The following is a 23831-nucleotide window of genomic DNA, read 5'->3' as shown; positions in this document are numbered from 1 at the left end:
TAAACCGCCTTCAGCCCTTTATTTTCAAGGCTTGAAAGCGGTTTTCATCAACACATTTTGTCCTATAACTCGTTTTTTACTTTACAGGAAAGCAATTTCCTGTAAAAAAAGACCTCTTTCCCAATTTAGAGAATGAGGTCTTTACTATGTCATCATTATTTCTGAAAGAAAAATGACTGATGTCTTTTTAAATTCAACTCACGATAATTCATAATCTGCTCTGTACTTCCGATAAATAACATTCCATCTTTTGCCAAAGAATCATAGAACTTGCGATAAATCTCGTCTTTTGCTTCTTCTGTAAAATAAATTACTACATTTCTGCAGACAATCAAATGACAACCTGATGGATATGGATCCCGCAAAAGATTATGTTCCCGAAATTCTACATGCTTTTTGATTTCATCGGAAATCTTATAGGATTTTCCTACCTGTGTAAAATACTTACGCTTCAAATCATCCGGTACAGATTCAATGCTCTTTTCGTTATAAAGTCCAACTCTTGCTTTCTCAAGTACCTGTTTATCAATATCAGTAGCAATTATATGTATCTGGTTCAGCGGAACATGCTTTGATAAAGCCATTACAAGAGAGTATGGCTCATCTCCGGTAGAACACGCTGCACTCCAGATTTTCAAATTGCTGCCAAACTGTTTTATAAGTGCCGGGAAAACCTCTTCGTCCAAAAACTTCCACTGTTCCGGGTTCCGGTAAAATTCCGAAACATTAATAGTCAGGAAATTAATAAACTGGTCAAACTTCTCTTTATCTGTATGAAGCAGATGTACATACTCATCATAGGACTGAGCCTTATTCTTTACCAAAAGGCTGTCAATCCTACGACGCATCTGTTTCTCTTTGTAAGCATTTAAGTCAATCGTGGTCATTGCATATATATCTTTTTTAAACTTTTCATAGCCTTCAAACATATATGCTACCTCCAACCTTATTATTCTTCTGTAGGAACTTCTTCTGTATCAGCTTCCTCTTCTGGCAGAAGTGCTTTCATGCTTAAGCTGATTTTCTTGTCTTCTTCATTAAAGTCAACTACTTTAGCTTCTACTTTCTGACCTACTTTTAATACATCAGAAGGTTTCTCAACATGCTCTTTAGAAATCTGGGATACATGAAGTAATGCATCTACTCCAGGAGCTAATTCTACGAACGCACCAAAGTCTGTCATTCTTGCAACAACACCTGTTACCACATTACCTACTGCATATTTCTCTGCAGCATTATTCCAAGGATTCTCATCCTCAAATTTCATGCTCAGTGCAATCTTACTCTCATTGATATCTTTGATGAATACTTTTACAGTATCGCCAACTTTGAATACTTTCTTAGGACTTTCAACACGTCCCCAGGACATTTCAGAAATATGTAACAGTCCGTCTGCTCCACCAAGGTCGATGAATGCGCCAAAGTCTGTTACGTTCTTTACTGTACCTTCTACAACATCACCAACATGGATTCTCTCCATGAGTTCTTTCTGTTTTTCAGCTTTCTCTGCTACTAAAAGCTGTTTTCTGTCACCGATAATTCTTCTCTTTCTTGGGTTGAACTCAGTGATTACAAATGAAATTTCCTGTCCTTCATACTTAGATAAATCTTTCTCGTAAGTATCTGATACAAGGCTTGCAGGAATAAATACTCTTGCTTCGTCAACTACAACACTTAATCCACCGGATAATACCTGTGTAACCTTTGCGGTAAGCACTTCCTGATTGTTGAATGCTTCCTCCAAACGCTTGCTTCCTTTTTCAGCAGCAAGACGTTTGTAAGTAAGAAGTACCTGTCCCTCTCCATCATTTACCTTTAAAACTTTGGCTTCCATAGTGTCACCTACGGATACAACGGTGGTCAGGTCTACATTTGCTTCGTTCGTATATTCATTACGTGTAATAATTCCGTCTGACTTATATCCAATATTAAGGATGATCTCATCTGGCTTAACACCGATAACGACGCCTTCGACTACCTCTCCATTTCTTATTGTTTTAAAAGATTCTTCCAACATTTGTTCAAAACTCATTTCTGACATTATTTTGAACCTCCTCAATAATTTTATTTGGGGTAGATGCCCCTGCGGTAATACCTACGTTATCAATGGTCCGAAGTACTGCCGGATCCAAATCATCTATGGTTTGTATATAGTAAGTATTTGCACATTCGTTTTTACATATTTCAAATAACTTCTGTGTGTTGGAACTGCTCTTCCCACCAACCACAATCATCGCTTCAACTTCTTTTGCCAAAGCCCTCGACTGGGTCTGCCGCTCTTCCGTTGCATTACAGATTGTATTTAAAACAATTATATCATAACCTTTTTTATTTATAATTTCAACTAATTCTTGAAATTTATTGTAGTTAAATGTCGTTTGTGATACGATACAAACCTTTTTTCCTGCTGAAACCCGGAAATTTTCTGCTGCTTCCCTCGTTCCAATTACCGTAATTTCCTCTTCATTTCCCCATCCACGGATTCCTTCTACCTCCGGATGGCTGGCATTTCCGATAATTACAACATGATAACCGGCATCTCCATATTCCCGTACATGACGATGTATCTTCTTTACAAAAGGACAGGTGGCATCCACGATATGGTAACCGGCATTTTCTAATGTCTGATATATTTTTTCGCCTACACCATGGGAACGGATGACGATGGTTCCTTTTTCTGATTCTTCTATTTCTGAAATATCATGGATTACGGTTACGCCCTTTGCCTCTAAATCCTTTACCACTTCTTCATTATGAATAATCGGTCCGTAAGTATAAATCGGGTCTTTTATTCCATCCTTTGTTTCATCGTTTGTTTCAAGCTGTGCATAAACCATATCTACTGCACGCTTTACGCCAAAGCAGAAACCTGCACTTTTTGCAACTCTGACATTTTTCATATTAACATTTTTCCCTATAAATATTTTTGATGGTTTCTACCACTTCTTCAATTCCCATATCCGAAGAATCTACAAGAATGGCATCTTCTGCCTGCTTTAATGGTGAAATCTCCCGATGCATATCCTGATAATCACGGTCCGCAATATCTTTTTTAATCACTTCCAAGTCACAGGCAGCACCTTTTTCCAGCAATTCCTGATATCTTCTCTCGGCTCTTGTTTCAACACTTGCAGTAAGATAAATCTTTACCTGGGCATTCGGCAGCACACAGGTTCCGATATCTCTTCCATCCATGATAACATCTTTATCTGCTGCAAGCTTCTGCTGTAATTCAACCAGTTTTTTGCGGACTTCCTTATAAACACTGGTGGCAGATGCCATTTTTCCAACTTCTTCTTTCCGGATTTCTTTGCTGACATTCTCACCGTTTAAAAGCACCTGCTGTTCTCCATTCTCATAGGCAATAGATACTTCCACGGTTTTACAGGCATCTGAAATTGCTGCCTCATCTTCCTTTGCAATGTCATTTCTCATAAAATACAATGCCATACTCCGATACATGGCTCCTGTATCTACATATATAAAAGAAAGTTCCTTTGCAAGCTGTTTTGCTATAGTGCTTTTTCCGGCTCCTGCCGGTCCGTCGATTGCTATATTAAAGCTCATTTCTCATCCTCCGATTTTTCTGCTTTTTTATTCTCTTTATTCATTTCCAATGCTGCTTCCTGCCAGATATCCGGTAGACCAGGCAATCTGCAGATTAAAGCCGCCGGTAAATGCATCCAAATCCAATACCTCTCCGGCAAAATAAAGATGCTTTGTTAATTTTGATTCCATGGTCGATGGATTTACTTCTTTTACAGAAACACCGCCCTTTGTAATAATGGCTTCCGAAAAGCCCCGTAAACCAGTCAGTGTAACCGGGAACTTCTTTGTCAAGTCCACCAGTCGCTGCCGTTCCTCTTTGGTTACTTCATTGACACGCTTTTCTGCTGGAATCTTAGCAAGTCTTAAAATAATCGGCAGGAATTTGGACGGATATAATTTTTCAATTCCATGAATCACCTGCCGGTTCTTTGCCTCTTCAAAGTCCCTTAAAATTCTATGATCTAACTGTTCTTCTGAAAGTGCGGGTTTCCAGTCAATGTATAATTGCAACGGCTGTTTTCTTACCGCATCATTTACCACACTGCTGGCGCTTAACATCAGAGGTCCACTTACGCCAAAATGGGTAAATAACATTTCTCCAAAAGCTTCATACAAAAGCTTTTTGCCCTGATAAATGCTTGCCTTTACATTTTTCAACGATAGCCCCTGCAATTCTTTGACATATTCCTCTTCTGCATTAAAAGGCACAAGGGATGGACTGCAGGTTTTTATGGTATGTCCGCAGGCTTCTGCGAAACGATAACCATCCCCGGTAGAACCGGTAGATGCATAAGAACAGCCGCCTGTTGCAATAACTACTGCATCTGCCGGCATTTTCTTTCCCTCTGCAGTAATTACTCCATGTACACAATTCTCCGATACCATAAGCTTTTCTACCGCTGTATGATACATAATCTTTACTTTATGTGCATCCAGGGAGCGTTTTAAGGCTGCAATGACATCCGATGAATGGTCTGATACCGGAAATACGCGGTTTCCCCGCTCCACCTTTACCGGTGTACCATTCTGTTCAAAGAAATCCATGACCCGGAAATTGTCATAAGAATAGATTGCGCTGTATAAGAACTTGGAATTCCTTGGAATGTTTGAAAATAGTTCTTCCGTATCACATGCATTGGTAAGGTTACATCTTCCTTTTCCGGTAATGAATAATTTTTTCCCGATTTTCTCATTGCGTTCTAACAATACGACTTGATGTCCCTGCTCTGCCGCAGCGATTGCTGCAAAACAGCCCGCCGGTCCACCGCCGATTACAAGTACCTTACTCATCTGCATCTCCTAATTTGGCATATCTCATTTTGATTTTATCATCAATATAATTAATTTCATCATTTTCATATACCTGGTATTCATTCCAGATATCCTCCAAGGTCTCCAATGTCTTGGCAACCTCACCCTGCTTCTTCATACACAGAGCAACAATCAGTGCATTGATAACACTAAGCGGTGCCACCAGAGAATCCACAATAGATGCCATATCACTTCTTGCAATCAGATTACAGGAAGAATATAAATTCATTGGGGAATGCACACTATCTGTTAATGTAATTACTTTTGCATTCCGGTTATTGGCAAATTCCATTGCCTTTAAGGTACGCATGGAATATCTTGGAAAGCTGATTCCGATAATGACATCATCCTTACTGATTCGCACCATCTGTTCAAATAATTCACTGGAATTATTGGTCTGAAGCAATGTCACATTTTCAAACATCAGATTAAAGTAAAACGCCATAAAAGCTGCCAGTGGAGCGCAGCTTCGTATTCCAACAATATAAATATGTTTTGCTTTGATAATGGTATCTACTGCCAGTTCAAAAGCATGTTCATCAATATGTTCCAAGGTATCCTTAATTTTCTCCTGATCCGACTGCAATACCGTTTCTAATATATGCGACTGGCTGATTCTTCCATAAGTCACTTCCATACGCTGAATGGAGTTGAGCTTATTCCGAACCATCTCTTCTAAAGCCTTTTGAAATTCCGGATAACCCTTATAGCCTAAATGTGTAGCAAATCGTACTACAGTCGATTCGCTCACACCTACTACCTGTCCCATTTTTGCTGCCGTAAGAAATACAGCCTTATCATAATTATCCGTAATATAGGTTGCTAATATTTTCTGTCCTTTGCTTAAACTTCCATAACATTCGTTGATTCGACTGGTCAAATCATTGGTATTCCCATTCATAGTTCCTTCTTCTCGATTCTACAAAAAATTTGCATTTTTTATGTCATTTCAACATTTTTTTGCAGGATTTTTGTCAGTTTCCATGTCGTCTGGCAATTTCCTGCTTCTGCTTGGAGGCGACATAAGTCCCCAAGTCGAGATTTGCCTGCTTTACCTTACATCCTACAATCACTTTCGTTTCATCTACCGGCTCCTGACGAACAGCAGTACCGGTTAACTGTACCTTAAGCCTGCTTGCTTTATCTTCAAACGTCAAATGAAACGGTCCCATGGAAAGATAATTCATATCCGGCATCCCCACAAATGACACTCCGGTAGCACTGATATCTTTCACAATCACAGAATGATTTGCTCTAGTGCTGTCAATGGATAACGTTCCATCCAGTCCCAGATACTGGCGGTATGCCTGTCTGCGGTTCCATTTCATTCCATCACGCTTGCATACAATTGCATGATATTTTTCTTTTCCTGCCTGGACGGTCTGCATTCTGCACCCCTCCCATATCAGCGGTTTGATTCCATCTTCCATATAAATTACACTGATATGTACCTTATCTCCGGAAAAATTAATAATTTTTCCATCATAACGTATTGGCTCGATTAATAAAATACCTTCTTTTCCAAAAGCAACTGTACTATCATATTCTGCTGAAGCATTCTCCACTTTCACCAGCACCTGCACCGGCTCCCCTGTCCCCAATTCATACAGTTTCATTGTCCTTCACCTTTTCCCTCTCCAAATACCGTGAAAGAACTGCCACAATATTTTCAAATGCTTTGCAATTAAATTTGTCTACCCCATGACAAATCATGACTTCATCATAGCAATCTTTTGTCCTCTTGTCCATAGAATTTTTATGTAATTCTGATATTCCATTATAGCCATCAAAAAGGAAAACAGCTACAGACATATTTGTCTGTAGCCGCCTCTTTACTGCTATAGATAGCAAGGTATCCTATACCGGATATGCTCCGTTCTTTGTATCTGCAATTGTTGTATCAACTTTCGTCTGCTGTGCCTGACGATATTTGAAGAACTCAGTAGCAACCTGCGGGAATAATGCATAGGATAATACATCTTCATCCTGCTGTTTGTACTGTTTCATTTCAGCTTCAATCTTATCTAATTCAGGCTCAAGTAAGTCTGCCGGACGGCAGGTAATTGCCTTATCTTTGTCAGCACCGAGAACCTTATCCACAACTTCCGGATTGAAAGGTTTTACAGTCTGACCATATTTTCCAAGAAGAATATCCTTGGTCTCTTTGGTAGCAACTTTGTAACGCTCACCCATTAATACGTTAAATACAGCCTGTGTACCAACAATCTGGGAAGAAGGTGTAACAAGTGGTGGCTCACCAAGGTCTTTACGAACACGAGGTACTTCAGCCAGTACTTCTTCGTATTTATCTTCCTGTCCCTGCTCTTTTAACTGGGAAATCAGGTTGGATAACATTCCACCCGGTACCTGATATAATAAAGTCTTAATATTAACACCAAGTACCTTTGGATTCATCAGACCGCTGTCTAATGCTTCCTCACGCATTGGGCGGAAGTAATCAGCGATTTCAGCCAGTTTGTTCTGGTCAAGACCGGTATCATACTGTGTTCCCTTGAATGCTTCTACCATAACTTCGGTCGCAGGCTGGCTGGTACCAAGTGCAAATGGTGACATTGCAGTATCGATAATATCACATCCAGCTTCTACAGCTTTCATGTATGTCATGGAAGCTACACCGGAAGTATAATGTGTATGCAGTTCGATTGGAAGGCTGGTCGAAGATTTCAGAGCCTGAATCAGTTCGGTTGCTTTCTGAGGAACTAAAAGTCCTGCCATATCCTTAATACATAAGGAATCAGCACCCATGCCTTCTACTCTCTTTGCCATTTCCATCCAGTAATCCAAGGTATAAGCATCTCCTAATGTATAGGATAATGCAACCTGAGCATGTCCTTTTTCTTTGTTACATGCTGTTACTGCTGTCTGAAGGTTACGAACATCATTTAAGCAGTCAAAAATACGGATAATATCAATTCCGTTTGCAATAGATTTCTGTACGAAATACTCAACCACATCATCTGCATATGGACGATATCCCAAGATATTCTGTCCACGGAACAGCATCTGAAGTTTAGTTTTCTTAAATCCATCTCTTAATTTACGAAGTCTCTCCCATGGATCTTCTTTTAAGAAACGAAGGCAGGCATCAAATGTTGCTCCACCCCAGCACTCTACTGCATAATATCCAACTTCATCCATTTTCGGGATAATTGGAAGCATCTGTTCTGTTGTCATTCTGGTTGCAATCAGAGACTGATGTGCATCACGAAGAACAGTTTCTGTAATTTTTAAAGGTTTTTTCATTTCTTCTGACATTTCTATCCTCCTATATACCAAAGATTGCCATAAATACACCGGCAGCTACTGCTGTACCGATAACGCCGGCAACGTTTGGTCCCATTGCATGCATAAGTAAAAAGTTTGTCGGGTCTTCTTCTGCACCAACCTTCTGCGATACACGCGCAGCCATAGGCACGGCGGAAACTCCGGCAGAACCAATCAACGGATTAATTTTTCCTTTGGTAATCCAGCAAAGCAGTTTTCCAAAGAGGACTCCGGCTGCAGTACCAAACATAAATGCAATCAGTCCAAGAGCAACAATCTTAAGTGTGCTGAAATTTAAGAATGCTTCTGCACTGGTAGATGCACCAACGGAAGTACCCAGAAGAATAACTACGATATACATCAAAGCATTGGATGCTGTATCTGTAAGCTGTCTGACTACACCAGACTCACGGAAGAGGTTACCAAGCATAAGCATACCAACCAACGGAGCGGTTGTCGGAAGAATCAGACATACAATTGTAGTAACTACGATTGGGAACAAAATCTTCTCCAGTTTGGATACCGGACGAAGGTTCTCCATCTTGATTGCACGTTCTTTCTTTGTTGTAAACAGTTTCATAATTGGCGGCTGAATAATCGGAACCAGAGACATATAAGAATATGCTGCCACCGCAATCGGTCCCATCAATGCAGCCTGTCCTAATTTACCGGCAAGGAAGATAGAGGTAGGACCATCTGCTCCACCGATAATAGATACGGCTGCTGCTCCCTTGTCATTGAATCCCATCAGAATTGCAAGCAGGTAAGCTCCAAAAATACCGAACTGTGCTGCTGCTCCTAAAAGGAAGCTGATTGGGTTTGCAATCAAAGGGCCAAAGTCTGTCATCGCACCAACTCCAAGGAAAATCAGAGAAGGTAAGATTGACCACTCATCCAGAGTATAGAAATAATAAAGTAAACCACCGACACCATTGCTGGTCTCTTCCGGACTTGCAATAATGTCCGGATAAATGTTAACCAGAAGCATACCAAATGCAATCGGAACCAGAAGAAGAGGTTCATAACCTTTCTTGATTGCCAGATATAAGAATACGCAGGCAATTACAATCATAAGGTAGTTACCCCAGGTCAGGTTAAAGAATGCAGTCTGATGCAGGAGGTTACTCATTGTGTCTCCAACATAACTTAACATAATTTTCCTCCTAGTTGTTCATTGTAGCAAGTAATGCTCCTGCTTCTACGCTGTCACCAACTGCAACTTCGATGCTTGCAACTGTTCCGTCTTCCGGTGCAACAACAGGAGTCTCCATTTTCATAATTTCAAGAATCAGAACTGCATCACCTTTCTTTACTGCTGTTCCAGGCTGAGCCTCAATCTTGAATACTTTTCCGGCTGCTCCGGCTTCAATCTTAATGCTTCCTGCTCCGGCTGCTGCCTTAGGTGCTGCTGCTTTTGCTGCAGGAGCTGCTGCCTTTCTTGGTGCAGCTACAGGTGCAGATGCTCCGTTCTCTTCTACGGTAACATCATAAACATTTCCATTTACTGTAATTGTATAGTTTTTCATCTTTATATCCTCCTAATTATTCTTCAAACTATCTTCTCTTAATGGAACGTACTACAAATCCATCTGTAGAACTTCCTGTTGCTGCCGCAATTGCAGCAGAGATAACTGCAACAAGTTCCAAATCATCCTGAACCAGTTCTTCTTTCTGAGCAATCTGTTCTACTACTTTATCTTCTTTTGCAGCAGTTGCATCAGCCGCATTCTTTTTCTTATTCTGTAAATAAGGAATAATGCGGAATGCATAAATAATAATACTGATTAAAATTAAGATTACAAATACGGTACCCATGCCCATAAGTGTATTCATTCCGGCTTTGCCCATTTTCTCGCCAAGTGAATATACCTTGTCAAATGTCATACTGGTAAGTTCCGGTGTGTCTGTAGTTGTATCAAATACAACAGTAAAACTCAAATCACGGTTGGTATAATTCAATATCTGTTCCATTACCATTGTCTTATTTGACTCTGTCATGGTAAAGTCACCAAATCCCTGGAAGTCTCCTTCGTCAGCAACAGCTTCTTTCCAACTGCTATAGAAGTTGTAGTTTACTGCATCGCTCTTCTCTGAAATGGAAGAAAGAGCATTATCAATATCAGCTTCTGACACAGTAGTCATCTGCTGTGCTGTCTGCTGTACTGTATCCTTCCACTGGTCATAGGTGCCTCCATTGAATGTTATTGAAGTCTGATCTGTCTTACCACAGGCCGTAACAGAAAATGCAAGCAGACAAACACATACAAGCATCCACAATTTTTTCTTCATAAGATTCACCTTTCTATTTTGTTCCATGTTTCTTATATGGAGTATCCATACGTTTTGTAAACAGCATTTCAAAAGCTGCTACAAGATATTTTCTGGTATCAGCAGGCTCAATAATCAAGTCTACATATCCTCTCTTAGCTGCAGTTACAACGTTAGACTGTAATGCCTCATATTCTTTTGCTTTCTCAGCAAGCTTGTCCGCATCAGCGTCTGTATACATAATCTCTGCTGCAAGACGTGCATCCATCATACCGGTCTTAACATCCGGCCATGCGTATACAAGGTCAGCACCGATTGCTTTGGAGTTCATCATTACTGCTGCACTTCCGTAAGCATTACCGGTAAGCAGGCTAACCTTAGGAACGGTAGCATTTGCAAATGCATATGTAAGTTTAGCCAGAGCTTTTGCAAGTCTTCTTTCGCTGCATTTTGTTGCTGTAAATCCAGCCACATTGGTAAGAGATAATACAGGAATATCAAATGCATCACAGAACTGGATGAATTCAGAAGCTTTTTCACAGCCTTTTGCACAAAGTGCTGCATCATGCTCTGCGACTTTCTTTCCTTCTTCATCATATTCTTCTGTGCAGTTAGCAACAGCACCGATAGTCAGTCCGTTTAACTGGATGAATCCGGTTACCATGCTCTTTGCATAATCCTTCTTTGTCTCTAAGAAATTATGATTATCAGAAATCTCGCTTAATACGAAACGAGGATCGCCTTTCATGGTATCTACATTTTCGCATGCACGGTTCAAATCATCTTCACAGTCTTCCATATAACCATTCTCTGTGTTATCTGCCGGAAGCATGCAGACCAGTTCACGAATCTGTGCAAAGATTTCTTCTTCAGAACCTGCCATATCAATGACGCCGGTCTCTGTGCTCTGGAAATCTGCAGAAGAAGTATCACATTTTCCAACGTAATTTCCTTCGATTGCGTTTGGTGCATTTACAAACATTTTTGCTTTATCAGCTTCCATATATGCAAAATCACATAATCCAGGTACTACAGTAAGTCCGCCGCCACAGTTGCCAAATACAGCACAAATCTGTGGAATTACTCCGGATGCCATAACCTGTTTTTCATAAATCATTCCTAATGCATTCAAAGCATCTACTGATTCCTGAAGACGAACTCCGGCACAATCCAAAAGTCCGATTACCGGCGCACCCATCTTCATTGCTCTGTCATAAACAGCTGCAATTTTCTTTGCATGCATCTCGCCAATTGTTCCATTTAATACGGAAGAATCCTGACTGTAGACAAATACCAGATTACCATCAATCAGACCATGTCCGGTAATGACACCATCTGATGGCGTAGCTTCATCTGCCAGATTAAAATCCGTATTTCTTGCGGTTACCAGAGAACCGATTTCCATAAAGCTGTTTTCATCCAGCAAACGGCAAATTCTCTGTTCTGCTAAGTTATTACTTCTGTTGCTCATCTCTTAGTCCTCCATCTATTTTAGAAAAATAAAATTTTTCGCTAGGGTAATTGTAGTACATTGACCAAAACTTTTCAATAGCAAATTGTTAATTTTTTCACAGATTTTACATATCGCATTTTATGGCTGATTTTCTGACTTTATAAAGAAAAAAGGTCAACCATTCTGAGGCAGCTGTAGCGGTAATCCCATGCCGGAACACTGTCTTTTAAGACAAGTTCTTCCTCTCTCACCACCTGCCCGTTCAGTATATACTTAAGGGTTCCAACAGTAGTTCCTGCTTCCACCGGAGCCTCAAGTCTCTGCTTTCTCTCCAATTTAAATTCAATGGATTCATCCTTACGAAGCAGTATATTTTCTATCTGTTTTTCCTCTGTCCTGTTCTGAACCTCTGTCATCTTAATTCTGCTATAGCCTTCTGTCTTTGCCCCACTTATCTCAAGGGGACATTCTGCTTCCTTGGGAATTTCCAACTCCAGAAGATTTACCTTTTCAAATGAATCAATTCCATACTGCATCAACTGTTTTGTGTCTGACCATTTATAATTCTTATTGTTTGGCCAGCCGCAGCCTAAAAGTGCCACCACATAGGTACGGTCATCCCGCCGCAATGCTCCCACATAACAGTATCCGGCATTGCCCGTAAAACCGGTTTTACCACTGATTGCTCCGTCCATCATCGTAAGGAAACGGTTGTGATTATTGCAGCTGTAGTTTCGTGTTCCTTCTATATTAGAAAAGGAATAGGACGGTGTCTGCGTAATTTCAAGAAAAGTCTCTTTCATGGGAGACTCCTTGATGCAATAGCTCATAATCCGGGCAAGGTCGGCTGCTGTCGTTCCATGGAATCCGTTTTCATCTTCCTTATCCAGTCCGTTTGGCGTAATGAAATAGGTATCCATGCAGCCAAGCTCCGCCGCCTTCTCATTCATCAAGCCAGCAAATGCCTCCACACTTCCTGCCACATGTTCCGCAATTGCCACTGCCGAATCATTGTGGGATTCTAACATCAGAGAGAAACAAAGGTCTTTTAATAAAAACTGTTCCCCACTTGCTCCATTCAGCTGCACATCCGGCTGGGAGGCTGCATAATCAGAAAATGTAACCACGTTATTTAAATCTGCATGCTCTAAGGTTACAATCAATGTCATAATCTTTGTCGTACTGGCATTTGCCCGGCGCACATCCTCTTCTTTTCCAAACAAAATACGCCCTGAATCCGCATCCATTAAGCATGCAGACAGCGCGTACAAATTCTTTGGTTCTTCGATTTCTATTTCATTTTCTTCCTGCGTTTCATCCGGATTATCCTGTGGCAGCGGTTCTGCCGGAATATGATTGGAACTAAAAAATATAAAAAGCAGAGATAATGCTGTCATTTTCTTCCACCGTCTCTTTTTCATGACCGCTCCGAAATACATTTTCTCTGCATTCTATTCATTTCTTTCTATGATTATACTCCCGCTTACTACATTCCCTGTTGCTATACTTCAAGCTTCATTTCTGCTTCCTGTTCAGCCTGATGTTTGAATTCTTCCACCTGGTCTTCATTCAGCACCGGGAGTTCATCGATGGAATGCACACCAAAGCTCCGTAAGAATTCCTCTGTTGTGCCAAATAGCATCGGTCTGCCCGGAGCATCCAATCTTCCCACTTCATTGACCAGATTATATTCCACCAGTTTGCTTACTGCATGGTCGCAGGATACGCCACGGATTTTTTCAATCTCCGCCTTGGTGATTGGCTGCTTATAAGCAATGATGGATAAGGTCTCTAACAGTACGTCTGTAAGGACACGCTTCTTCGGCTGTTTTGCAATCCGAATCAGATATTCATACATTTCATTCTTCGTACACATCTGATAAGCGCCGTCCAGTTCGATAATCTGGATACCTCTTTCTTCCTGCTCATATTTCTGCCGGAGTGCTTCTATTTTCTTTTTGGTTTCCTGTTTGTCTAATTCAATTGCATTAGCAATTTTATCCAATTCTACCGATTCCCCCATGGTAAATAAAATTGCTTCTATAATTGCTTCATAATTCTTTTCTTCCATTACTACCCTCATATAATAAGAGCCTAGGCTGCAACCTTGGACTCTATTCTGATATCATCAAATATTTTATCCTGATAAATGGTTATCTTGCCCATCTTCATTAACTCAAGCACTGCAAGGAAGGTCACGATAATCTCCATCTTGCCACACTGTGCTTCTAAAAGACTGCGAAAGCTGAAATGCGGATGTGTCATTGCATACTGCTCTAAATATACCATTTTATCGGACAGTGATACTTCTTCTTTCTCAATCTTGCCAAATTTGGAACGAACCGGGTCAATCTTATCTTCCTGCTTACGCATGATGGATTTGAAAATATCATTCAATTTCTTCAATGTGACATCTGCCATCAGTTCCTCTAAATCCACCGGCTCTTCATAGGCAGCTACCTCGTCCGGAATCGTCGGCTCCTTAAACATCACCTTTTCCGCATCCATCTGACGGTCTTTTAATTCATAGGAAATGCATTTATACATCTTATATTCCAAAAGCTGTTCTACCAGTTCTGCTCTCGGGTCTTCTGCTTCCTCTTCTTCTGTCTCTTTTGCCGGAAGAAGCATCTTTGATTTAATATCAATCAGTGTGGCTGCCATGACTAAGAACTCACTCATAACATTTAAATCCTGCCGCTTCATTTCCCGGATATATTCCATATACTGATTGGTAATCTCCACAATTGGGATATCATAGATATTTACTTTATTTTTATCCAGCAGATGAAGGAGCAAATCTAACGGTCCTTCGAACACCTGCAGCTTTACTGTTAATTCCATTTCAAAACCTCTCCATTCTTTCCTAGCACATCTATTTTAACGGTATCTAAGAAAAAACGCAAGTGTTTTCACAAGATTTAGTGTTTTTCACAACTTTATACCACAAATCAAGCAATATCTTGTGGTTTTATAACCATAAACACAAGTTCCGCCCGGTTAAAGATTCTGATATGAAAGGTATGGGTTCCAAGCCCCCGGCTTACGATTACTTTCTTTCCCTCAAAATCAAAGGCTCCTGCATCATATTTCGGGAACCACTGAAACTGCGGAGAAATCAGGCTTCCAACCCCCGGAATCCGTATCAGTCCTCCATGATTATGTCCGCAAAAAGTCAAATCCGCTCCCCAGTCTGCATATTCCTTCGCATATCTTGGATTGTGTGCTAACAGCACCTGAAATGTATCTTCCGTCTGCTCCGGAAGCGTTTTCTCAAGATAATCCTGTGGAAGTGGCACATCCACTCCTTTTTTATAACAGGACAATGGAATTTCAAGCCCGGTAACCGCCAGTTCTCCAAAAGCTTCTGTTTCATTATGCAGTACATGAATCCCTAGTTCTTTTAATTTCTTTTCAAAAGCGAAAAATTTCTCCTGATACTCACTTTTTCTTACATGGGCACGGGATTCATGATTTCCGTAAGAATAATAAACCGGTGCAATCCTGCACAGCTCTTCCAATATCTTTAACGCTGTCTCATAGGTGTCACTTTTCCTGCTGACCACCATATCTCCTGGAATCAGAATCAGATCCGGCTGTCCACTTCTAATTGCATCTAAAAGCCGGATGTTGTCTTTTCCATACTGAAAACCATGCAAATCTGCCAGTACTGCTGCCTTATATTCTCTTTGCACTTTACCACTTTTTATCTCATAATCCGTTCTTGCAAATTTTTTTAATTCCTGCCACTGCCAGATTATGTAAACCAAAATTACACATGCTATTACAATAATGATTTTTAATAACATCTTTCACCTCTTTGCGTCAACAAAATAAACCATGCTTTATCTGCATATTTCTTTCTCTTCTCTATTAAAATGTAATAGAACATACCGGAGGTATTCTTATGCATACCATTCTTTCCATTTTCATAAGCCTGTCTCTTCTCAGCCCGGCCTTTTTACCAATGGCATCACAATTTTCTGTTCTTGCAGAAAACGAAACTCCTGCAGAATCCGACAATCCATCCCCTGATGCTTCCATGCCAGATGCTTCCAATCCGGATGCTGCTTCCGATGCATCTGCTCCGGTCGCATTGTCCGCTCCCAGCGCTCTTTTAATGGAAGCATCTACCGGAACCGTCATCTATGAAAAGGATGCTCATTCCATCCTGCATCCTGCCAGCATTACGAAAATCATGACGCTGATTCTGATTTTCGATGCTCTGGACGCACAAAAAATTTCCCTGGATGATATTGTCACAGTTTCGGAACATGCTGCAAGCATGGGCGGTTTCCAGGTCTTCTTAGAGCCGGGTGAAACCCAGACCGTTGATACCATGATAAAGTGTATCAGTGTTGCCAGTGCCAATGACGCCTGCGTTGCCATGGCAGAATTCATTGCAGGTTCGGAAGATGCCTTCGTTGCCCAGATGAATGAGCGGGCTGCCGGACTTGGTATGAAGGATACCAACTTTGTTAACTGCTGCGGTCTTGACGTTGACAATCATATGACAAGTGCCTATGATGTTGCTCTAATGTCCCGGGAATTAATCACAAAATATCCACAGATACATAATTATTCCACCATCTGGATGGAAAATATTACCCATGTCACGAAAAAAGGGTCTTCCGAATTTGGTTTAACCAACACCAATAAGCTCATCAAACAATACGCCTATGCCACTGGATTAAAAACCGGTTCCACCGGTCTTGCCAAGTACTGTGTCTCAGCCACTGCTGAAAAAGATAACATTAAACTCATCGCAGTCATTATGGCTGCACCGGATTATAAAGTGCGTTTTGCTGATGCGTCCGCCCTTTTAGACTATGGTTTTTCCGTATGCCGGCTCTATCAGGATACCACACCTCCCGCTCTGCCGGAATTATCAGTACGGGGTGGCACTGATAAAAAGGTCAGTCTTTCCTATGAAGGAACCTTTTCATATCTTGATACTGCAGGAAATGACTTAAATCTTATTGAAAAAAAGCTTTCTCTTCCAGAAGAAATAAAAGCTCCGGTAACACAGGGAAAAGAAGCCGGCACACTTTACTATACATTAAATGAAAAAGAAATCGGCTCCATCCGGGTCTTATATGATACTACAATTCCAAAAGCTACCTATCAGGATTATTTTCGTAAGACGCTTACTTATTTCTTCTCCCTGTAAAACCTTTTCTACAAAAGCGGGGCCAGCAGACGCAGACAGGTCTGTATCATCCGTACTCCTACAAATCTGTGTTTGCAGAATTCCAGATCAATCTGCTGTGACTGTCCGATTACCGCAAGTGCATCTTCTTTTAACTGCAGCACTGCCTCGGTCTTATAGCACCAGACTCCGCATTCAAAATGCAGATACATACTGCGGTAATCCAGATTGATGCTGCCTACGGTAGCAATTTTATCATCACAGACAAAACTCTTTGCATGAATAAATCCCGGTGTATACTGATAAATCTTTACACCACTTTCAATAAGAACACCATAATCTGCCTGTGTCAGAAGATAAACAAATTTCTTATCCGGAATTCCAGGTGTTACAATCCGCACATCCACACCACGTTTTGCCGCATTCTGAAGGCTTACCAGCATTTCATGGTCAATAATCAGATACGGGGTGAAAATGTAGACATACTTCTGTGCTGAATTAATAATGTTCATGTATACATTCTCGCCGGTATTTTCGTGATCTAACGGTGTATCACTATACGGCTGCACATATCCAACGGATGGAATCTTTGCCACATAATCTGCATCCGGCCGGAACTTCTCATAATCCTCCGTGGAATTTATTATATAATTCCACATTTCAAGAAACATACCGGTAAAGCTCCATACCGCTGCACCTTTCATACGGATTCCGGTATCCTTCCAGTATCCAAACCGCTCAATTTCATTGATATATTCATCTGCAATATTAATTCCGCCAGTAAATGCAACATTTCCATCAATAACGAGGATTTTTCTGTGGTCACGGTTATTCATAATAACAGCCAGTCTCGCCCGCAACGGATTAAACGCCGCACATTTAATTCCGATTTTCTGCAATTCCTTATAGAAATTATTCGGCAGTGTCGTAATGCAGCCAACATCATCATAAATCAGACGTACTTCTACGCCCTCTGCCACTTTTTCCTTCAAAAGCTGAATCAGCTCCCGGAACATCTTTCCATCATCTAAAATAAAATATTCCAGAAAAACAAACTTTTTCGCTTTCCGGATTTCTTCTAACATAACCGGAAACATTTCTTCTCCGGACGGATAATAATTTGTTGCTGTATGTTCATAAACCGGAAAATGCGCCCAGTCACTGATATATGCAGACTGTCCAGCGGCAACCGGATCTTCTTCTGCCAGCCGTTCTCTGCACGCTCTATCTTCTGTAAGAAGCGGTTCTACTTCCTCATTTACACGGTTCATTTTCTCTCTTGCCTTTCTGGTGAGTTCCGGTCTTCCAAATACCACGTACAGCAACAATCCGAGCAACGGAAACATCAGAATAATAAATACCCATGCCAGCCGGTATGCCGGATTCATTCTTCGATTTACAACGAATAAAGCTACGATAAATGCAAGTATATTGAGAATCAGGTTGATGTAAGTAGACATTTTACCAACTTCCAGCAGCAGATAAAATAAATATCCAAACTGAAGTAAAATAAGTAAAACTGTGATAAAAAGTCTGCTGATTAAAACTTTAACTATTTTCTTCACCTTATTCCCTCCTCTTTCTTTTTCTACCCCTTATTTTATGCGTATTCTTCATTCTACCGCATTTTCTCCCAGAAATCAAATGTCCGGCGTATTCCTTTCCCTCTGTCTCTTTCTCTCTGCTTTTTATCTCTTCCATATTCTTTTATTTTATCGAATCAGCTGCATGACATCCAGCCTCCCCCAGCCCTGTGCATGCTTGGATTTTCCGGTATCTACACTCGTCTCATAAAGCCGCAGTTTTACTTCTGCCGGTTTTAGATTTGAATAACGGCTTAAAAGCACCGCGACCGCCCCCGCCACCACCGGTGTTGCCATAGATGTTCCACTTTTCATCTCATAACCATTTCCCATCCGCTTACAGCTGACAATCGCTGTTCCAGGAGCCACTACTTCCGGTTTCATAATGCAGGCTTCCGTCGGACCTCTCCCACTATACCCACGCATCAGGCCAAGATTTTTTACTTCTCCTTCCTCATCATCACTGCTGCCTACCGTTATAATCTTCCGGCATAGCCCCGGTATCGTAATACTCTTATCCTTTGGTCCGTTATTTCCTGCAGCAGCAACCACTACGATTCCTGCATCCCAGACTGCTTCAATTGCTGCTAACAATTCCTCCTGTTCTTCCCTTCTGGCCGAAGCAAGCATTCCTACGGAAATATTTAAAATTCTGATATTCATTTTCTCATAATTAGAAATCAGCCATTTTAATGCTGATACCACCAGTCTGGTATTTCCCTTTCCCATACGGTCTAATACTTTTATCGCATATATCGCTGCTCCCGGTGCCATCCCCCGGTAACGTCCATGAGAAGCAAAACCGGAACCTGCAATAATTCCTGAAACATGGGTTCCATGACCATTATCATCATAAAGTATCTTCTTATCACCTACATAATCACGAAATCCTCTGATTCTTTGTCCAAAATCAATATGAGTTCCAATTCCTGTATCCATCACGGCTACAGTGACATTATTTCCAATATATCCTAGTTTATGAGCTTCATTCACCCTTGTAATCTGTCTGACCCGTTCCATACTGCACCATTTTATGTTTTCTTATAATATATGCAGTGCAGCATTTTTGACCACCGGCAGAGCTTTCCGGATACCCGAAAAAGAAGTTTACTCAGCAAACCCGGCTCTTTTTTTCTGCCAGACTTTTTCTTCGCTACTTACGTAAAAAGGCGTATACCCTTGTGGATTTTCATCCGCAAAAGCATACGCCTTATTTTATTTATGTGAGTATTGAAAAATCACATGCCACGAATCTGCAATTAGTTCTGAGCAGGAACATCCTTGATGGAGAAGCTGATTCTTCCCATTCTGTCTTTGCCCATGCAGATACAGGTTACTGTATCACCAAGAGTCAGAACATCTTCTACATGTTCGATTCTCTCTTTTGCAATCTTGGAAATGTGAACCATTCCCTCTTTGCCCGGTGCAAATTCGATGAATGCACCAAATTCTTTGATGCCTACTACTTTACCAGTGAAAATCTGACCTTCTTCAAAATCAGTTGTAATGATACGGATCATGTCAGCAGCTTTCTCAAGCATTGCTTTATCGGTACCACAGATGCTTACTGCACCTTCATCATTGATGTCAATCTTAACACCAGTGCGGTCGATAATCTCGTTGATTGTCTTACCCTTCTGACCTACTACATCACCAATCTTAGCCGGGTCAATCTGAACCTGAAGAATCTTTGGAGCATACTGTCCAACTTCTTTTCTTGGCTCAGCAATTGCTTTGGACATAACTTCGTCCATGATATAAAGTCTTGCTTCCCTGGTTCTTCTGATTGCTTCTTCTACGATAGGTCTTGTTAATCCGTGAATCTTAATATCCATCTGGATTGCAGTAATACCGTCATGTGTACCGGTTACCTTGAAGTCCATATCTCCGAAGAAGTCCTCAAGTCCCTGAATATCGGTTAATACGATGTAATCATCATCTGTCTCACCAGTTACCAGACCACAGGAAATACCTGCAACCATTTTCTTAATCGGAACACCTGCAGCCATAAGTGCCATACAGGATGCACAGGTAGATGCCATAGAGGTAGAGCCATTAGATTCAAAGGTCTCGGATACGGCACGGATTGCATATGGGAATTCTTCTTCAGAAGGAAGAACCGGAACCAATGCTTTCTCAGCCAGTGCTCCATGTCCGATTTCACGACGTCCCGGTCCTCTGGAAGGTTTTGTTTCTCCAACAGAGTAGGATGGGAAATTGTAATGGTGCATATATCTCTTAGTTGTAATATTCTCATCTAATCCATCGATTTTCTGAACTTCAGATAATGGAGCTAATGTTACAACATCACAGATCTGAGTCTGTCCACGGGTAAACATAGCAGAACCATGTACTCTAGGAATAATATCAACCTCAGATGCAAGCGGACGAATCTGGTTGATTGCTCTTCCATCCGGACGTTTGTGGTCTTTTAAAATCATCTTACGAACGGTCTTCTTCTGATACTGATATACAGCCTCACCAACTAATGGAAGCCACTCTTCGTTATCTGCAAATGCCTCTTCCATTTTCTCTGTTACTTTACGGATATTTTCTTCTCTGGTCTGTTTGTCGTCAGAGAATACTGCTACTTCCATCTCATCCGGTGTAACAATCTCACGCATAGCTGCAAACATTTCCTCTGGAACTGCACAGCTTGTATATTCATGTTTTGGTTTACCAACTTCGTTTACCAGTTTCATAATGAAATCATTAATGGTCTGGTTGATGTCGTGTGCCATGTAAATTGCTTCAATCATTTTATCTTCCGGAATCTCATTTGCTCCGGCTTCAATCATGATTACTTTCTCTCTTGTAGAAGCAACCGTCAACTGTAAATCACCATTGTCCCAAACTTCCTGGGATGGGTTGATTACAAATTCACCATCTTTCATTCCGACCTGTGTCATAGCACATGGTCCGTCAAATGGGATGTCCGAAATGCAGGTTGCAATCGCAGAACCAAGCATTGCTACGATTTCCGGACGGCATTCCGGGTCAACGCTCATAACGAGGTTGTTTAATGTTACATCATTACGATAATCCTTTGGGAATAACGGACGCATAGGTCTGTCAATTACACGGGAAGTAAGGATTGCATTCTCAGATGCTTTTCCTTCTCTCTTATTAAATCCGCCAGGGATTTTTCCTACTGCATAAGATTTCTCTTCGAACTCTACGCTAAGAGGGAAAAAGTCGATTCCGTCTCTTGGCTTTTCAGATGCTGTTGCAGTAGATAATACAGTGGTATCACCGTAGTGCATGAATGCACATCCATTTGCCTGTTTACCCACACGGTTAATATCAACCGTAAGAGTTCTTCCGGCAAGTTCCATTGAATAACTCTGGTACATATCATTTCTCCTTTTTTGTATACAGGATATTCCTGCTTATTATGGCAGAAGTTCCGAAATGGTGCTGTTTGCAGTCATCCGGAGGTGTATCGACCGAAACTACTGATTAACACAATCTGTAATTGCACTAATCAGTGGTCTCGGAATCGTCCTTCTGCCGTTCTTACATTGTCATCCATAAGACTCTGTACTTGCAGTTCCTTACGGATATCCGGCAACCTGTGGAAGCCTGGCAACCGAAAAATAGAGCGGACAACTCCGCTCTATTCTATACGGTTTCCTTTTACAAGAAATTACTTTCTTAAACCTAAACGTTCGATTAAAGAACGATATCTTTCAATATCAACTTTCTTTAAGTAAGCCAGTAAACGACGTCTCTGACCAACCATCTTTAAAAGTCCTCTTCTGGAATGATGATCCTTCTGATTTACTTTTAAGTGCTCATTCAGCTCATTGATTCTGGCTGTTAAAAGTGCAACCTGTACCTCTGGTGAACCTGTGTCTGTAGCAGTTTTACCATATTCCGCGATGATTGCTTCTTTTCTTTCTTTTGATAACATTTACGTTTCCTCCTTATATTTTCTTATCGCCTGATAATCAGTAAAAGGTCGGAGTGTCCATCTACCGAATATCGGCTAAATCATACCTAACAAATATAACATACTACTTATTATTTGTAAACAAAATTCTGTTAGTTTCCTTATCTAGTTTCCTAATACACGGACAACACATACTGGTGAACGATAATATGCATTGGAAATCTTGATTCCGGTAGAAGGTGAACTTGCATGAACAATCTGACCATTTCCGATATAGATTGCCACATGGTTGATGCCCTTACCGCTACCATAGAAGAACAAATCTCCCGGCTGTGCTTCGGATGCACTGATTCTGGTTCCGCATCCTGCCTGTGCTCTGGATGAGTGTGGCAGATATACGCCATAATTTGCATATACGGATAATACGAATCCGGAACAGTCCGCTCCTCTGGTAAGGCTGGTTCCGCCCCATACATATGGATTACCGACAAACTGTGTTGCATAAGCCACCAGTGATACTCTTGTATCTGAAACACCCTGACCATATTTTAATTCTGTCATGGTCTGTGCCTTTGGCAGCTGCTGTGAAATCTCTACATAGTCGGTGCTTGCATATCCTACATCACCATCTAAGTCTACTTCCACCCAGCCATCATACTGATTTAAAACCTCTAATTCTTCTCCTTCCGGCATCAATGCAAGTTTGGTACAATCGGTATTCATCTCAGCACGTACATTTAAAGTCTGTGTTGTAACGGTTGCAATGGTCTTCATTACTTCCTGGGCTTTTGCTACAGCTGCCTCTCCGGTAATGATATATTCTGCTTTTACATATCCGGTTACCTGACCAGATTCAATTTTAAGCCACTCGCCATCGTCCTCTAATATTTCACATCCGGCATCGTTCTGCATCTTTCCTACGATATCAGAATTGGTATCCGGCTGTTCCCTTACATTTAAACTGCTGTCAACCTGTGCAATACCAAGATTGGTATATCCACAGATTGTTGTATCTGCAGGTACCGCTGTATCGGTTGCTGCTGTATCTGCAGGTACCGTTGTATCGGTTGCTGCAGCATCCTCAGACTGTCCTTCCATCGTTGTAACAGTATTGGTTGCTGAAACAACAATATCTGTATTATAATAGGAATCCATTGTAGCAAATATTCCTGCATTTAAGCCGGAACCTGCTGATGTCTGTGCAGCTGCGCCACCCTCAAGCGCCACTGTAAGTCCACAGGTAAGAATAAATGCTGTTGTCTTCCACTTTCTATTGTTCTTCATAAAAATATGCCTCCTGACATTGTAACGATGCAAAATGCACCCTGCATTTCCGCATCT

23 protein-coding genes are annotated in these 23831 nt (G+C 41.1%); 1 reads left to right on the top strand and 22 read right to left on the bottom strand.

Features of this window, described 5'->3' with window-relative positions; genetic code table 11:
- Positions 1-155: 155 nt before the first annotated feature.
- The 17 genes from OCV43_RS04060 to OCV43_RS03980 form a co-directional block, all read right to left on the bottom strand.
- Entirely contained in the window at positions 156-929 is a 774-nt protein-coding gene (locus OCV43_RS04060; protein ID WP_022243737.1) for a CheR family methyltransferase, read from the bottom strand.
- 20 nt (positions 930-949) lie between these two features.
- The gene (gene rpsA, locus OCV43_RS04055) at positions 950-2041 is read right to left on the bottom strand and encodes a 30S ribosomal protein S1 (RefSeq protein ID WP_022243736.1); all 1092 of its coding nucleotides are present in this window, start codon (positions 2039-2041) and stop codon (positions 950-952) included.
- On the bottom strand, positions 2022-2900 hold the full coding sequence (gene ispH, locus OCV43_RS04050) for a 4-hydroxy-3-methylbut-2-enyl diphosphate reductase (protein ID WP_022243735.1): 879 nt from the start codon (positions 2898-2900) through the stop codon (positions 2022-2024). The genes rpsA and ispH overlap by 20 nt, the downstream gene beginning before the upstream one ends.
- A 1-nt stretch (position 2901) precedes the next feature.
- On the bottom strand, positions 2902-3567 hold the full coding sequence (gene cmk / locus OCV43_RS04045; RefSeq protein ID WP_262623469.1) for a (d)CMP kinase: 666 nt from the start codon (positions 3565-3567) through the stop codon (positions 2902-2904).
- Positions 3568-3603: 36 nt separating this feature from the next.
- Complete coding sequence (locus OCV43_RS04040) at positions 3604-4839, bottom strand: BaiN/RdsA family NAD(P)/FAD-dependent oxidoreductase (RefSeq protein ID WP_117841010.1); 1236 nt, start codon at positions 4837-4839, stop codon at positions 3604-3606.
- A complete protein-coding gene (locus OCV43_RS04035; protein WP_022243732.1) occupies positions 4832-5761 on the bottom strand; it encodes a MurR/RpiR family transcriptional regulator in 930 nt (309 codons plus the stop codon). The genes OCV43_RS04040 and OCV43_RS04035 overlap by 8 nt, the downstream gene beginning before the upstream one ends.
- Positions 5762-5834: 73 nt before the next feature.
- A complete protein-coding gene (locus OCV43_RS04030) occupies positions 5835-6476 on the bottom strand; it encodes a PilZ domain-containing protein (RefSeq protein ID WP_262623468.1) in 642 nt (213 codons plus the stop codon).
- Complete coding sequence (locus tag OCV43_RS04025; protein WP_262623467.1) at positions 6463-6672, bottom strand: hypothetical protein; 210 nt, start codon at positions 6670-6672, stop codon at positions 6463-6465. Before OCV43_RS04025 ends, OCV43_RS04030 begins: the two co-directional genes overlap by 14 nt.
- 45 nt (positions 6673-6717) lie before the next feature.
- Positions 6718-8136 (bottom strand): oxaloacetate decarboxylase subunit alpha, encoded by a 1419-nt coding sequence (locus tag OCV43_RS04020; protein ID WP_262623466.1) that lies wholly within the window; start codon positions 8134-8136, stop codon positions 6718-6720.
- A gap of 10 nt (positions 8137-8146) precedes the next feature.
- Positions 8147-9298 carry a sodium ion-translocating decarboxylase subunit beta gene (locus OCV43_RS04015; RefSeq protein ID WP_117697187.1) on the bottom strand — a complete coding sequence of 384 codons (1152 nt, stop codon included), beginning with the start codon at positions 9296-9298 and terminating at the stop codon, positions 8147-8149.
- A gap of 10 nt (positions 9299-9308) precedes the next feature.
- Complete coding sequence (locus tag OCV43_RS04010; protein ID WP_117946906.1) at positions 9309-9671, bottom strand: biotin/lipoyl-containing protein; 363 nt, start codon at positions 9669-9671, stop codon at positions 9309-9311.
- Positions 9672-9699: 28 nt separating this feature from the next.
- Entirely contained in the window at positions 9700-10434 is a 735-nt protein-coding gene (locus OCV43_RS04005) for an OadG family transporter subunit (protein ID WP_262623465.1), read from the bottom strand.
- A gap of 13 nt (positions 10435-10447) precedes the next feature.
- Complete coding sequence (locus OCV43_RS04000; RefSeq protein WP_262623464.1) at positions 10448-11884, bottom strand: acyl-CoA carboxylase subunit beta; 1437 nt, start codon at positions 11882-11884, stop codon at positions 10448-10450.
- Between the two features lie 140 nt (positions 11885-12024).
- Complete coding sequence (locus OCV43_RS03995) at positions 12025-13287, bottom strand: D-alanyl-D-alanine carboxypeptidase family protein (protein WP_262623463.1); 1263 nt, start codon at positions 13285-13287, stop codon at positions 12025-12027.
- A gap of 80 nt (positions 13288-13367) precedes the next feature.
- A complete protein-coding gene (gene scpB / locus OCV43_RS03990) occupies positions 13368-13937 on the bottom strand; it encodes an SMC-Scp complex subunit ScpB (RefSeq protein ID WP_022243724.1) in 570 nt (189 codons plus the stop codon).
- Between the two features lie 23 nt (positions 13938-13960).
- Positions 13961-14710 carry a segregation and condensation protein A gene (locus OCV43_RS03985; RefSeq protein WP_022243723.1) on the bottom strand — a complete coding sequence of 250 codons (750 nt, stop codon included), beginning with the start codon at positions 14708-14710 and terminating at the stop codon, positions 13961-13963.
- Positions 14711-14817: 107 nt separating this feature from the next.
- The gene (locus OCV43_RS03980; RefSeq protein WP_262623462.1) at positions 14818-15675 is read right to left on the bottom strand and encodes a metallophosphoesterase; all 858 of its coding nucleotides are present in this window, start codon (positions 15673-15675) and stop codon (positions 14818-14820) included.
- Between the two features lie 98 nt (positions 15676-15773).
- On the opposite strand from OCV43_RS03980, the gene OCV43_RS03975 reads away from it, so the two are divergent.
- Positions 15774-17036 carry a D-alanyl-D-alanine carboxypeptidase family protein gene (locus OCV43_RS03975; RefSeq protein WP_331494965.1) on the top strand — a complete coding sequence of 421 codons (1263 nt, stop codon included), beginning with the start codon at positions 15774-15776 and terminating at the stop codon, positions 17034-17036.
- An 8-nt stretch (positions 17037-17044) separates the two neighbouring features.
- On the opposite strand, the gene cls is transcribed toward OCV43_RS03975, so the two are convergent.
- The 5 genes from cls to OCV43_RS03950 form a co-directional block, all read right to left on the bottom strand.
- Positions 17045-18580, bottom strand: coding sequence for a cardiolipin synthase (gene cls / locus OCV43_RS03970; RefSeq protein WP_262623461.1), 1536 nt, complete (start codon positions 18578-18580; stop codon positions 17045-17047).
- Between the two features lie 147 nt (positions 18581-18727).
- Positions 18728-19618 (bottom strand): S8 family peptidase, encoded by an 891-nt coding sequence (locus OCV43_RS03965; RefSeq protein WP_022243719.1) that lies wholly within the window; start codon positions 19616-19618, stop codon positions 18728-18730.
- Positions 19619-19857: 239 nt separating this feature from the next.
- A complete protein-coding gene (locus OCV43_RS03960; RefSeq protein WP_022242571.1) occupies positions 19858-21951 on the bottom strand; it encodes a polyribonucleotide nucleotidyltransferase in 2094 nt (697 codons plus the stop codon).
- A gap of 293 nt (positions 21952-22244) precedes the next feature.
- Complete coding sequence (gene rpsO / locus OCV43_RS03955; protein ID WP_022242572.1) at positions 22245-22511, bottom strand: 30S ribosomal protein S15; 267 nt, start codon at positions 22509-22511, stop codon at positions 22245-22247.
- Between the two features lie 144 nt (positions 22512-22655).
- Positions 22656-23774, bottom strand: a complete 1119-nt coding sequence (locus OCV43_RS03950) for a C40 family peptidase (RefSeq protein ID WP_117697173.1) — start codon at positions 23772-23774, stop codon at positions 22656-22658.
- Positions 23775-23831 lie beyond the last annotated feature (57 nt).

Origin of the sequence: Roseburia amylophila, assembly GCF_025567465.1 — a bacterium.
GTDB lineage: Bacteria > Bacillota > Clostridia > Lachnospirales > Lachnospiraceae > Roseburia_C > Roseburia_C amylophila.
This window is presented reverse-complemented; position numbering and strand designations above follow the sequence as displayed.

Coding starts and splice junctions, on each gene's coding strand:
- OCV43_RS04005 (WP_262623465.1), bottom strand. CDS start 10,434: ATGAAGAAAAAATTGTGGATGCTTGTATGTGTTTGTCTGCTTGCATTT.
- OCV43_RS04000 (WP_262623464.1), bottom strand. CDS start 11,884: ATGAGCAACAGAAGTAATAACTTAGCAGAACAGAGAATTTGCCGTTTG.
- ispH (WP_022243735.1), bottom strand. CDS start 2,900: ATGAAAAATGTCAGAGTTGCAAAAAGTGCAGGTTTCTGCTTTGGCGTA.
- OCV43_RS04025 (WP_262623467.1), bottom strand. CDS start 6,672: ATGTCTGTAGCTGTTTTCCTTTTTGATGGCTATAATGGAATATCAGAA.
- scpB (WP_022243724.1), bottom strand. CDS start 13,937: ATGGAAGAAAAGAATTATGAAGCAATTATAGAAGCAATTTTATTTACC.
- cmk (WP_262623469.1), bottom strand. CDS start 3,567: ATGAGCTTTAATATAGCAATCGACGGACCGGCAGGAGCCGGAAAAAGC.
- OCV43_RS03995 (WP_262623463.1), bottom strand. CDS start 13,287: ATGAAAAAGAGACGGTGGAAGAAAATGACAGCATTATCTCTGCTTTTT.
- OCV43_RS03985 (WP_022243723.1), bottom strand. CDS start 14,710: ATGGAATTAACAGTAAAGCTGCAGGTGTTCGAAGGACCGTTAGATTTG.
- OCV43_RS03975 (WP_331494965.1), top strand. CDS start 15,774: ATGCATACCATTCTTTCCATTTTCATAAGCCTGTCTCTTCTCAGCCCG.
- rpsO (WP_022242572.1), bottom strand. CDS start 22,511: ATGTTATCAAAAGAAAGAAAAGAAGCAATCATCGCGGAATATGGTAAA.
- OCV43_RS04035 (WP_022243732.1), bottom strand. CDS start 5,761: ATGAATGGGAATACCAATGATTTGACCAGTCGAATCAACGAATGTTAT.
- OCV43_RS04030 (WP_262623468.1), bottom strand. CDS start 6,476: ATGAAACTGTATGAATTGGGGACAGGGGAGCCGGTGCAGGTGCTGGTG.
- rpsA (WP_022243736.1), bottom strand. CDS start 2,041: ATGTCAGAAATGAGTTTTGAACAAATGTTGGAAGAATCTTTTAAAACA.
- OCV43_RS04010 (WP_117946906.1), bottom strand. CDS start 9,671: ATGAAAAACTATACAATTACAGTAAATGGAAATGTTTATGATGTTACC.
- OCV43_RS04020 (WP_262623466.1), bottom strand. CDS start 8,136: ATGTCAGAAGAAATGAAAAAACCTTTAAAAATTACAGAAACTGTTCTT.
- OCV43_RS03980 (WP_262623462.1), bottom strand. CDS start 15,675: ATGTTATTAAAAATCATTATTGTAATAGCATGTGTAATTTTGGTTTAC.
- OCV43_RS03950 (WP_117697173.1), bottom strand. CDS start 23,774: ATGAAGAACAATAGAAAGTGGAAGACAACAGCATTTATTCTTACCTGT.
- OCV43_RS04060 (WP_022243737.1), bottom strand. CDS start 929: ATGTTTGAAGGCTATGAAAAGTTTAAAAAAGATATATATGCAATGACC.
- OCV43_RS03960 (WP_022242571.1), bottom strand. CDS start 21,951: ATGTACCAGAGTTATTCAATGGAACTTGCCGGAAGAACTCTTACGGTT.
- OCV43_RS03965 (WP_022243719.1), bottom strand. CDS start 19,618: ATGGAACGGGTCAGACAGATTACAAGGGTGAATGAAGCTCATAAACTA.
- OCV43_RS04040 (WP_117841010.1), bottom strand. CDS start 4,839: ATGAGTAAGGTACTTGTAATCGGCGGTGGACCGGCGGGCTGTTTTGCA.
- OCV43_RS04015 (WP_117697187.1), bottom strand. CDS start 9,298: ATGTTAAGTTATGTTGGAGACACAATGAGTAACCTCCTGCATCAGACT.